This is a genomic window from Prolixibacter bellariivorans ATCC BAA-1284 (assembly GCF_000621705.1).
GTDB classification, from domain to species: Bacteria; Bacteroidota; Bacteroidia; order Bacteroidales; family Prolixibacteraceae; genus Prolixibacter; species Prolixibacter bellariivorans.
In genome coordinates, this window is the sequence record NZ_KK211332.1 from 443,850 (window position 1) to 456,089 (window position 12,240).

At 46.6% G+C, this 12,240-nt stretch carries 9 protein-coding genes; 3 read left to right on the forward strand and 6 right to left on the reverse strand.

All coding sequences use genetic code 11. The annotated features are described in order from the left end of the window. The first annotated feature begins 4 nt into the window (after positions 1 to 4). Positions 5 to 1,819, forward strand: coding sequence for a bifunctional lysophospholipid acyltransferase family protein/GNAT family N-acetyltransferase (locus T426_RS0121145; protein ID WP_025863691.1), 1,815 nt, complete (start codon positions 5 to 7; stop codon positions 1,817 to 1,819). Between the two features lie 436 nt (positions 1,820 to 2,255). On the opposite strand, the gene T426_RS25890 is transcribed toward T426_RS0121145, so the two are convergent. The 6 genes from T426_RS25890 to T426_RS0121175 form a co-directional block, all read right to left on the reverse strand. Then, a complete protein-coding gene (locus T426_RS25890; RefSeq protein ID WP_025863690.1) occupies positions 2,256 to 2,837 on the reverse strand; it encodes an indolepyruvate oxidoreductase subunit beta in 582 nt (193 codons plus the stop codon). A gap of 24 nt (positions 2,838 to 2,861) precedes the next feature. Next, entirely contained in the window at positions 2,862 to 4,475 is a 1,614-nt protein-coding gene (locus T426_RS0121155; RefSeq protein ID WP_025863689.1) for a thiamine pyrophosphate-dependent enzyme, read from the reverse strand. Positions 4,476 to 4,653: 178 nt separating this feature from the next. Continuing rightward, positions 4,654 to 5,067, reverse strand: a complete 414-nt coding sequence (locus T426_RS0121160) for a secondary thiamine-phosphate synthase enzyme YjbQ (protein ID WP_025863688.1) — start codon at positions 5,065 to 5,067, stop codon at positions 4,654 to 4,656. A gap of 29 nt (positions 5,068 to 5,096) precedes the next feature. Next, positions 5,097 to 5,837, reverse strand: a complete 741-nt coding sequence (locus T426_RS0121165; RefSeq protein ID WP_025863687.1) for a CAP domain-containing protein — start codon at positions 5,835 to 5,837, stop codon at positions 5,097 to 5,099. A 10-nt stretch (positions 5,838 to 5,847) separates the two neighbouring features. After that, positions 5,848 to 6,273, reverse strand: coding sequence for an arsenate reductase/protein-tyrosine-phosphatase family protein (locus tag T426_RS25440; RefSeq protein ID WP_025863686.1), 426 nt, complete (start codon positions 6,271 to 6,273; stop codon positions 5,848 to 5,850). A gap of 3 nt (positions 6,274 to 6,276) precedes the next feature. Beyond that, positions 6,277 to 7,479 (reverse strand): anaerobic sulfatase maturase, encoded by a 1,203-nt coding sequence (locus T426_RS0121175; RefSeq protein WP_025863685.1) that lies wholly within the window; start codon positions 7,477 to 7,479, stop codon positions 6,277 to 6,279. 171 nt (positions 7,480 to 7,650) lie between these two features. Here T426_RS0121175 and T426_RS0121180 point away from each other — a divergent pair, with 171 nt between their 5' ends. Together T426_RS0121180 and T426_RS0121185 are read left to right on the forward strand one after the other, a co-directional pair. Continuing rightward, positions 7,651 to 10,110 (forward strand): TonB-dependent receptor, encoded by a 2,460-nt coding sequence (locus T426_RS0121180; protein WP_025863684.1) that lies wholly within the window; start codon positions 7,651 to 7,653, stop codon positions 10,108 to 10,110. 77 nt (positions 10,111 to 10,187) lie between these two features. Continuing rightward, entirely contained in the window at positions 10,188 to 12,236 is a 2,049-nt protein-coding gene (locus T426_RS0121185; protein ID WP_153637562.1) for a vWA domain-containing protein, read from the forward strand. Positions 12,237 to 12,240 lie beyond the last annotated feature (4 nt).

The window sequence follows — 12,240 nt, forward strand, 5'->3', positions numbered from 1 at the left end:
AACCATGGGAATCGTTAGCTCTAAAGATCTGGTCAAAGCCAGTCCATTCATCCAATATCTTGGAGGCGAGTATTTTGCCAAATTCCTAATGCACCTCCTTCGCTTCAATGAGTTAAATACACTCTACGACGAGATTGGAAATAAATCAGGGATTGAATTCGTCGATGCCTTAATTGATTATCTCGACATCCATCTGGAATTTAATCCACAGGATCTGGAACGCATTCCTGCAACCGGTGGATTAATTACCGTCTCGAACCATCCGTTTGGCGGCATCGATGGCATTTTGCTCATCAAGCTATTGTCGATGGTTCGCCAAGATCAGAAGGTACTGGCCAACTTTTTGCTGAAGAAGGTTGGGCCAATCAGTGAGTTCTTTTTCGCTGTTAACCCGTTTGAGAATATGCCGGAAGCCGGCTCCAGTGTCAGCGGAATGAAAGCTGCAATAGACCACATTCGTGAAGGTGGTGTGCTCAGTATTTTCCCTGCCGGGGAAGTATCAACCAACTACAACTCGGCCAATTTTATTGCCGATCGGGAATGGTTGTATCCGGCCATCAAATTCATCCGAAAATCGGATGCGCCGGTGGTTCCCATCTTTTTTCACGGAACCAACAGCCGGATGTTCCACTGGCTGGGACGCATTCATCCGACCCTCCGAACCGCACGACTCGCGTCCGAATTGTTGAACAAGAAAGGGAAAACCATTAAGGTACGTATCGGCAATCCCATTCCCGTAAAGGAGCAACATTCCTTCACCGATATTCACCAGTATGGCCGGTATCTTCGGTCAAAAACCTACTGTCTGGATACCGGATTGGAAGTCAAGCGCTTTTTCAACTATTCGCTGAAAAGAAAACCCAAACCGGAAGAAATCATCGCACCAGCTTCCAAAGAAGCAATTCTGGAAGAGGTTCGCAACCTCCATTCCGATTTCCGGCTCTTCGATATCAAGAACTATTCAATCTTCTGCGCTCCATCGGAGGTGATGCCCAATATTCTTCACGAAATCGGGCGGCAACGCGAAATCACCTTCCGGGAAGTGGGCGAAGGCACCAACCGGGCCACCGACCTCGACGAATTTGACCTGTACTACAATCAAATGTTCATTTGGGACCGGGATGAAGAGAAGATAGTAGGCGCATACAGAATTGGGAAAGGTGCAGATATCCTGCAGCAGTTTGGTGTCCAGGGATTTTATTCCCAAAGCCTTTTCCGGATGAAAAAAGGTTTCAAAGACACGCTAAACCAATCGCTTGAACTGGGCCGTTCGTTCATTGTAAAAGAATACCAACGCAAACCGCTTCCACTGTTTCTTCTTTGGAAAGGAATCCTGTATTTTCTTCTCCGTAATCCGGAATACCGATATTTACTGGGACCGGTGAGCATCAGCAGCACCTATTCCGATAAATCGAAGGAATTGATCATTCGGTACATCATGGCCAATTTTTACGATTACAAAAGGGCCAAACATATTCGCCCACGAAATCGGCACAAAGTAACCACCCATGATGAAAATCTGAATGTGGCGCTGGAGAATATGACTGATGATATCCGTTCACTGGATAGATTCATTGGCGACATTGATGAATACAACAAAGGGTTGCCGGTACTGCTGAAAAAATACCTCGGACTGAATGCCAAAATTATCGGGTTTAATGTCGATCCGAAATTCAATAACTGCCTCGATGGCCTGATTGTGCTCGACTTGTTCGATGTTCCGCAGGAAACCATTGTGTCACTATCGAAAGAAGCCAACGATATGAGTATCCTGGAACGGTTTTATTCCAATACCGAAACAGACAAAGCAAAAGACTAAAAGCAGCTTAGCGATACAAAAAAGAAGCCGCCTCTTTTTTCCAAGAATCACCACTTGTTCTTCAAGAGTATACAGACCTCGTTTAAAACAGATCCGTACGTTTTCGCAATGAGGTCCCGATCTTTTTCCAACGAGATCGGGACTTTGTTGAAAGAAGGTCCTTATCTTTTTTAAAAAAGTCCGGACTTTATTTTAAAAAATACGGACTTCCTAAAATTACGTCTTGATCTTTTACAAAAACATCAAGACCTTTTGGCGAAAATGCTTAAGTATTTTGTCTGAAATGTCTTGACGTTTTCAAATTATGTCTTGATGTATTAAAATAAAGTCTTGACAATTTTTATTTATGTCCTGATGTTTTACCCAAATGAATACTAAAAAAGAGTCTGTCCAAAAAGCAAATGGACAGACTCTTTCTTTTATATGGAACTAATATCTATCGGTTGGCTTCCGCGAACTTTCTTCCTGCCCGCAAAGCTTCCAGGTTAAGATTGACAATGGCCTCCCCTTTCCGTGTAAAGATTTTGCGAATTCCATTTTCAATAAGTTCGAATGGAATATCGATAAACGGTGAAGCAGCTCCCAGCATCACCATGTTCGATGCGCGTGAATTTCCCACTTCTTTGGCCACTTTATCGGCATCGATAGCAATGTGATGTGGTTGTTTTTTTACTTCGCCCAACACCTTTTCCATTTCCGGATAATCCGGAATATTCACAAAAGGCGTGGTATTGGTCACCACATAGCCTTTTTTCGACAGGAAAGGTAGATAGCGCAGTGATTCCATCGGCTCGACCGAGAGAATGATATCGGCTTCTCCGGTAGGAATTAAATCCGAATAAATGGGATTGTCAGACAATCGCAGATACGACTGAACGGCTCCTCCACGCTGACTCATTCCGTGCGTTTCGGCCTGTTTCAGGTATAAATCGTTTTCAACGGCAGCCATTCCCAGCACAGCGGCAATCGACAAAATGCCCTGTCCGCCAACGCCTGCCAATACAATATCACATTTCATATGCTTAAAAATTTTTCGGTTTGACTAAGCGTTCTGTTCACTCTTCATTTTTTCGGCGCGAATGCGGCGAGCTGCTTTCTGGATACATTCCCTTCTCGGAACAATCACTGACACACCCTCGTAATTCACTTCTTTTTCGAGCAATTCTACCAGTTGATCGTGATTTTTGGGATGCGCTTCAATGGTATGTAAGTGATCGGGATCAACGCCCAGACCAAGACAAATGGATTCTATTTTGCCCAAAGCTGCCGAATCTTGTCCGCCGGTCATCGAAACCGATTCGTTGTCGCAAATCAGTACCGTAATCGGCGTTTTCTCGTTCACAGCGTCCAGCAAACCCGTCATTCCTGAATGGGTAAAAGTGGAATCGCCAATTACGGCAACCGATGGAAACAATCCTGCATCAGCGGCACCTTTGGCCATGGTTATCGAGGCGCCCATATCCACACAGGAATTGATAGATGAGTAAGGCGGCAAGGCACCCAGCGTGTAACAGCCGATATCGGAGAACACGTGCCCGTCGCCAAATGGCTCCATCACCAAATTCAATGCTTTGTAGGTATCATGATGGCTGCAGCCTTTGCACAGCGCCGGTGGACGATTCGCCAGCACATCCGGCGCTTTTTCGCCTTCTTTTACAGGAATTCCTAACGCTTTCGCGACATGGTCGGGATTCAATTCTCCCATACGCGGTAAAGTTCCATCGAGGCGGCCCAGAATGCGACGGCCACGACAGAAGAAACCACTCAGCAACTCTTCTACCAGCGGGTAACCTTCTTCAAGTACCAAAATCTCATCTACCTGCTGTTCAAGCTTGGTCAGCATGTCTTCCGGCAACGGGTACTGACTGAGTTTTACATGCGGATAAGGGCATTCATCCGGGTAGTTTTCCTTCAGGTAATTATAGGTAATGCCGCAGCAAATAATTCCCAGGCTTTTATCCTCGCCATCAAAAAACTGGTTGAACGATGCCTTTTCTGCACTTTCGCGGAAAGAATCCTGCTTTTCCAGCAGACCAGCGTAACGCTTGCGGGCAATGGCCGGAAGCAACACAAATTGTCTGGGGTCTTTCGGCAATGAACCTGTATTTTCAGGCATCGGTTCTACGGTTTCCACGCCGGCACGCGAGTGCGCCAAACGGGTGGTAATGCGCAGCAAGACCGGAACGCCCAGCTTTTCGGATAATTCAAATCCGGTACGGGCCATTTCGTAGGCCTCCTGCTGGTTGGATGGCTCCAAGATAGGCAGCATGGAAAACTTTCCGTAGAAACGGGAATCCTGTTCGTTCTGAGACGAGTGCATCGAAGGATCGTCGGCAACGGTGACAATCAATCCACCGTTCACACCGGTAATGGCCGAATTGACAAATGCATCGGCAGCTACGTTTAATCCCACGTGTTTCATGCAAACCATGGCGCGCTTGCCGGCATACGACATGCCCAGGGCTGTTTCCATAGCCGTTTTCTCGTTAGCCGACCATTCGCGATGAATTTTTCGCTCCTTTGCTATCGCATTCTCCTGAACATATTCGGTGATTTCGGTGGAAGGAGTCCCGGGATAGGCATAGACGCCCGACATTCCTCCGTCGATCGCGCCCTGTCCGATGGCCTCCACCCCGAGCAGTAATTTTTTAGTCATAGCGTGTATGTACGTTTTATCGGTTTGTGTTGTTGAATCTTGTCCATTAGATTCTTAAAGCAACGGAAAAAACGTACCAATAAAAATGACCGAATGCAGGATTCAACGTCCTGCATCCGCTATGACCTAATATAAAATGTTTCTAAACCAGATGAATAAATAGAGGTACAATCTGTGGCTATTCGCCCATAATCGTCACCACAATCTTGCGCGAACCACCGCGGTTCCGGAATTCGCAGAGATAAATTCCCTGCCAGGTTCCCAGATTTAGGCGACCATTGGTTACCGGAATCGTGAGGTTTGCCCCCAGAAGTGACGATTTTAAATGAGCAGGCATATCATCAGAACCTTCCAACACATGCGTAAAAACCGGATCATTTTCCGGGACCAACTTGTTCATGAACGATTCGAAATCATCGCGCACCGATGGATCGGCATTTTCATTCAGCGAAAGCGCCGCCGACGTATGCTTGATCAACAAATGAACCAGTCCCGCTTTGGGTAGCTCGGGAAGCTGCCGCTGAATTTCACTCGTGATTAAATGGTAACCTCGCAGATATGGAGAAAGAGTAATTTCGAATTGCTTCATCATAACGATTCATCTTATTGATTTCTGAATGGTTATTTGGTGCCGAAATCCTGAACCAGGTAGTTTTGGAATTTGCTTGCTGTATTCCGGTAAAAACCGATACCAACCACTTTATACGAACTATTAAGAATATTTTTTCGATGACCGACACCTGATATACCTGTGTCGATAATCAGGAGCTTGACAAAGGAGATAGCCGCTCCGTTCGGATCCGATTCGGCATTGTAGGATGGATACGATCCGGCAGCGATGTTTTCTCCTACCGAACCGGTGTAACCTTCAGCCTGAGCACGCGATTGCGGCGTACCGTTTTCGGTGTGCCCAAAAACATTATGGTCGGCCATGTACTTCGCATACTTCGTTGCAGAAGTTGTCAACAGATCATTCAATGCTAAGGCATTTACAGCAGAGCGGCTGGTTAAATCATTGTAGGCACCATTGTCGGAACCTGAGTTATATTCACTTTTCAATCGTTGATTAGCATAATCCGCCGGCTTCGTCCGGGCAAAATTAATTTCCGCCAGCATCGCATCTTTAAAGGTCACATTCCCCGACGGTGTGGTCGATGTCGTGTCCGGCGGTGTAGAAGTTGATGTTGACGTGGTGTCCGTCGTGGCAGTTGACGTTGAATCCTGAACGCTCCCGCTACCTGGTTGATTCGGCAAAGGAACCAACGTTTCGTCCGGCGAACAACTCCATCCCAACGCTACCCAAAATAATACGGCCACTATCCGGCCGGCGACCCAATAATTCTTCTGTTTTTTCTGTTTCATTTTCCCCCTTTTAAAATTCCAGCCCCAACTTGCGAACGGCATAGTTGAAGGCATAATCATCTATCTCATCTACACTCTGGCGATATATTTTCAATCGCTCTTTCTCCTCACCCGTTGACAGTTTCGGATCGTCAAAAATGGCCTCCTCCACTGTTGCCGACGGGTATTTACTCATCGCTTCACTGGTCGCCAAGGGGGTAAGCGTAATGACTTGGTCGAAATCACTTTCTTCCAAATCGCCCAGTGTTTTACTTTTGGCTTCACGGATATCCACCACCGCTTCAATCATCGCCTTCACGGCAAACGCATCCATGTCGCAGGGCTTCAAACCGGCACTTCGAATTACCACATTATTCCGCGTATAATAGCGTAGCCATCCCTCCAACATTTGCGAACGGGCAGCATTTTCTGTGGTCAATATCAAAACTTTCGCCATAAATTACTTCTTCACAAAATCCTTAAATGCGTTATACGTCCCACCGGTCTGCTGATATTCCTGGTAATCGGACTGCTGTTTTTTCCATTCAGCGGCCATCTGTGTCAGCACGCCATCGGCATGTTCGAAAAACATCATATGTGCTTCACAAAAACGTGGTTTCCGATGATCGCGCGGGTCCTTAATACGGTCCTTGGTGCAACCACCGTAACACTTCGTATACCAACGGCATTGACGACATTTTACCGGAACAGCACTCTTCGCACGTCCAAAAGACTGTTGCTTCCTGGAATTCAACATATTAACAATTTTGTCATGTCGAATATTTCCCAACCGGTATTTCGGATCGACAAAAAAGTCACATGAATAAACGTTGCCGTTGTGCTCAATCACCGTGTAAACGCCGCATTCGCGCATAAAAGCACACTCGGGGGCTTCCATTCCCACGTACGTGTGAAAAACCGTTTCGAAATGACGAATGGACGTGGTGGGTTGTCCATTTTCAAAATCGGCCAGCCACAGATCGAAAAGTTCGACCAGGAACTTGCCATATTTCTCCGCCGTCACCGAAAAGGATGCTGCTTGGGTGGGATCATCCTTGTCCGGTTCCACAATAGGAATGAACTGCATGTAAGTTAAACCAAGACGCTTATAATAATTGTAGAGTTCCTCTGCGTAATCAGCCGAGTAATCGGTCACACAACACATGGCATTTACCGCCACGCCTTCTTCCAACAACATCTTCGCCACATTCTCCACCTTTTCCCAGGTAGGCTGTTCACCTTTATCCTTACGGAAGCGGTCGTGAATATGTTGCGGGCCATCCAGCGACAAACCGATCAGCCAGTCATATTCCTTGAAAAATTTGGCCCAGTCACGGTCCAGCAATGTACCGTTGGTTTGAAAACCGTTACCGACAATTTTTCCGTAACCGTATTTCTGCTCCAGCTCAATCGCCCGCTTGTAGAAGTCCAGTCCCATCAAAGCCGGTTCACCACCTTGCCAGGCAATGGAAACGTTCTGCCCGGACTGCTGCATCACCTGCCTGATCATCTCTTCCTGGATTTCCGGCGACATCCGGTGCACTTTCGTATCCGGAAACAGCTCGTCCTTCTCCAGGTAAAAACAGTAACTGCAATCGAGATTACAGTCAGGACCGGCAGGTTTTACCAGTACCGAATTCAATGGTTTGTAACGTACACTCACGGAAAAATCTATACTCTACAATTCTTTCTCAGTCTCACAAATGTGTGATATTTGCAAACATAGTCAAAAATATGAGCGGGGAAAAATCATTCATTTAGTTTAAATTCGCTCAATTCAGACGATTTAACCATCTTTATGGTAACCAAATTTACGTTGAAGCGCCCGATTCTTATGAGAAAATTTTTCGTCGCTTTTTCTATGTTCATCTGCTTGCTGACTATTTCTTTAACAGGAAAAAGTCAGACACTGACAGCTCATGTCAAAGGACAGGTGACCGACGAAAAAGGGAAGCCGCTCGAATTGGTCAATATTTCCCTCGAAGGTTTGGCCGTTGGTACCAGTTCCGACGAAAATGGTCAGTTCATTCTGCAGGTTCCGGCCCGAAAGGAAGAAACGCTTTATATTTCCCGGGTTGGGTATCAGTCGATAGAAATGAAAATTTTGCTCGCTCCGGGTGAAGAAAAAACGATTACACCGGTGCTGAAGCTGCTTCCCGGAAAAATCGATGAAGTGACTGTTTCGGAAGCCCGCCGGCAGAAAAACGGGATGAGCACGCTGAATCCGAAATTAACGACTCATATACCAGAAGTTTCGGGGGGAGGTGTGGAAGCACTGCTGAAAACCATGCCGGGCGTTTATTCCAACAATGAGCTCAGTTCCCGTTACTCGGTTCGCGGTGGAAACTTCGATGAAAACCTGGTGTACATCAACGGAATTGAAGTTTACCGGCCGTTCCTGGTTCGTTCGGGGCAGCAGGAAGGTTTGAGCATCATCAATCCTGACATGGTTTCGTCCATTGAGTTTTCGTCAGGAGGTTTCGATGCTTCGTATGGCGATAAAATGTCCTCGGTGCTCGATATTCATTACCGGAAGCCTCAACAAACAGCCGCATCCGCGGAAATAAGTTTGCTGGGAGCTTCGGCTCATTTCGAAGGGACGGCGTTGAAAAACCGGTTCACACATACGACCGGAATCCGCTACAAAACCAACCGGTATTTGTTGGGAACATTGGACCAGAAAGGTGATTACTCCCCCAACTTCCTCGATTTCCAGACTTACCTCACCTACCAGTTTTCACCTAAATTGACTTTGGGCTTTTTGGGAAATATTGCCTCGAATGTTTACCAGTTTATTCCGACAACCCGGGAAACTCAATACGGAACCTGGAGCCAGGTGTACCAGCTGAAAATTTACTTCGACGGTCAAGAGAAAGACCGCTACGAAACCAAACTCGGTGCGTTGAACCTCGATTTTCATCCAATAGATAAGCTTCACTTGAAACTAACCGCTTCCGCTTTTCATTCGGTGGAAACAGAACGATACGACATTCTGGGACAATACCTGCTGAATGAAGTAGACATCTCTCCCGGTTCTGCCACATACGCCGACAGCACCATGAACATTGGCATTGGCTCCTATCTCGACCATGCACGCAACAATCTGGATGCCCGCGTGATGAGTCTTGAGCACCGCGGCGAACTTCGGGAAGGCAATCACAAAGTGGACTGGGGATTGCAATTCCGGCACGAAACGTTTGATGAGAAAATCAACGAATGGCAAATGCGCGATTCAGCCGGTTATTCGCTTCCGCGAAATGATCAGTCTGTGGAGCTTTATCAATCGGTGAATGCAAAAAACAATATCAGCAGCAACCGGTTTTCCGGTTTTGTGCAGGATACCTGGACCATTCCGGTGGCCGGTGGTAACGTATACCTTAACGGTGGAATCAGGGCACAATACTGGAATTTCAATAACCAATCTATCGTGAGTCCACGCATTTCGGCCACCTGGTATCCGAACTGGAAAAAGAATTATGTCTTTAGGGTGGCGTGGGGTAAATACCAGCAAATGCCTTTTTTCAAGGAATTGCAAACCATCGATGGACAAATCAACCGGAACGTGAAGGCGCAGGAAGCGACACATTATGTGGCTGGAGTCGATCATTTGTTTCGGCTGTGGGAACGCCCGTTTAAACTATCGTCAGAGTTGTATTACAAGTCGCTCCGGAACCTGATTCCTTACCAGATTGACAACATTCGTATCCGTTACCTTTCGGGAGAAGTAGCCAAAGGTTATGCGTACGGCCTCGATATGAAACTGAACGGCGAATTTGTGAGCGGCATTCAGTCCTGGGCCAGTCTTTCACTCATGAAAACAGAAGAAGACATCATCGGTGACCAACACACTATAACCGATGCCAACGGAAATACGCAGATTGTTTATCCCGGATACATTCCGCGTCCAACGGACCAGCGCGTCAATTTCAGTCTCTTTTTTCAGGATTACTTTCCGGGATATCCGTCCATTAAAATGTATCTGACACTTCATTACGGTTCGAAATTGCCTTTCGGCCCTCCGAACAGCAAGCGTTGGATGGACACTTTCCGGATGCCGCCTTACCGCCGGGTCGATATTGGTTTTACCAAAACATTGTTTTCCGGTGAAAACCGAAATATGAAAACCCGATTAGGCGTTAAAAATGCTTCCGTTTCTCTGGAAGTTTTCAACCTGATGGACATCAACAATACCATTTCCTATTTCTGGGTAACCGATGTGTACAACCAAATGCATGCGGTGCCCAACTACCTGACGGGAAGAAGAATCAACCTGAAACTTTCGGCCCGATTTTAACGGCCTTGGCAGATTTCCGATTTTCAGCTAATTTCGGAGCCGGGAATGACACAAACCTTTCATCAACACTGAAACAAATGACCTTTTTATATCCGACATATTTCTGGGCACTGTTCCTCATTCTCATTCCCATTATTATCCACATTTTCAAATTCAGACGGTACACCACGGTTTACTTCAGTAATGTCAGGGCACTCAGCCAACTGAAAAAAGAGAAGAAGCAGCAAAAACACCTGAAAGAATTGTTAATTCTGGCAAGTCGTATTCTGGCCATCGCGTTCCTGGTTACGGCTTTCGCCCATCCGTTTATTCCGCCGAAGAATGCATCAGGCACAGCCAATTTCGATAGAGCCGGCATATACATCGACAATTCCTTTAGCATGCTGGCCGGCTCTGAGGGAAACAACCTACTGGAACAAGCCAAGCAGGAAGCATTGAATCTGGCCAATACTTATCCGGCTGACACCAAATTTGCCTTGGTCACAAACGATTTATCGCTGCAAAATCAGCGTTTGCTCGACCGGAGTATGTTGATCAACCGAATCAGTGCCCTGGAAGCCACTCCTGTCCGACCGCAATTGTCGCAAGTCATGCGGGTTCTTTCAACACGATTGAAAAGTGAAAATAGTTCGGGTGCCACTCCGGTCTATCTCTTCAGCGACTTCCAGAAGAACATCGCGGATATTCAGCAAATAAAAACGGATACCTTGATGAGCCTGAATGTTGACTTATTGAAGGCAAAGCAAGTCAACAACCTGCTGGTCGATTCGGCTTGGTTTGCCGTACCCGGAAGAATTAAAGGAACTGCTGAAACGCTTTATGCCCGCGTCAAAAATAACGGCGACCAGGAATTGACAGACGTTCCGATGCGTTATATTGAAAACGATTCGCTGCGGGCAGTCACCAGTTTTGACCTTAAGCCGAACCAGAAAAAAACCGTTTCGCTGAAATTCACCGCCCGGAGTGCGGGAATCAAAAATGCCCGGGTTGAACTGACCGATTATCCGGTAACGTATGACAACACGCTTTATCTCGGTTTCCGGGTAACCGAACGAATAAATGCGCTGGTGATTCACGGAAACAGTGAAAGCGAAAAATATCTCTCAGCATTACTGAAAACAGACAGTCTGGTGCATTACCAGGAAGCTGGCTGGCAACAGGTCCGGACCGGCGACTTCAGTAAGCAACAGATTATCTTCCTTACTCAGCTTCCGGAGCTTTCTTCCGGATTGACAGCAAGTCTGGCGCAATTTATCAGGCAGGGCGGAACGGTTGTCTTTTTCCCTGCGAAAAACGGTGATTTGGAATCTTACAACCAATTCATCACCGAAATGCAGGGAAATCCTTACTCCGCAACCGCCGACACCACTTCCATGCACATTGCAAAGCTTGATGTCACGAACCCTCTTTTTCAGGACGTTTTCAGTGGCCCCAATCCTGACGGAGATTTGCCTGAAGTAAAAATTCATTTTCCCAGCCAAACCGTTCAATCCAAAGCCTTGCCCATTCTGACATTGGCCAATGGTAATTTACTTCTCAGCGAAAGTCAGCCCGGGAAAGGAAAATTCTTCCTCTTCACGCTGCCATCAACTTCCGAAAACCGCCAATTTTTCACCCATGCGCTGTTTGTACCGTTGATTTATAAAATGGTATTGAACAGTGTGCAAGGTTCGCCGTTGTATTACACCATCGGACGGAATAAAGTGATTGACCTTCCTTTTCCGGGAAACGGGAATTCGCAGGGAGAAATGAAACTGTTGGGAGTTGGTAATTCGTTTGATTGGTTACCCACAATACAACCGCTTCCGGGAAACCGGTTTCAAATGAAAACGGGTGCGGTTACGAAAGCCGGGAATTATAAATTAACCTCTGGAAACGGAGCCCTACCGTTGGCGTTTAACTATAACCGAAAAGAGTCGGAACCGGTTTGCTATGATGCCAGCCAACTCACAGAACAACTCCAACATGCCGGATTCAAACAGGTGCAACTATTTACAACATCCGATGCAAAAATTTCCGACCAATTTAACGTCATCCATAGTGGAAGACAACTTTGGCGGTTCTTCCTCATCATGGCTATTGGTGCCTTGCTGGCAGAGGTTTTAATTATCCGTTTTTGGAAATAATCCG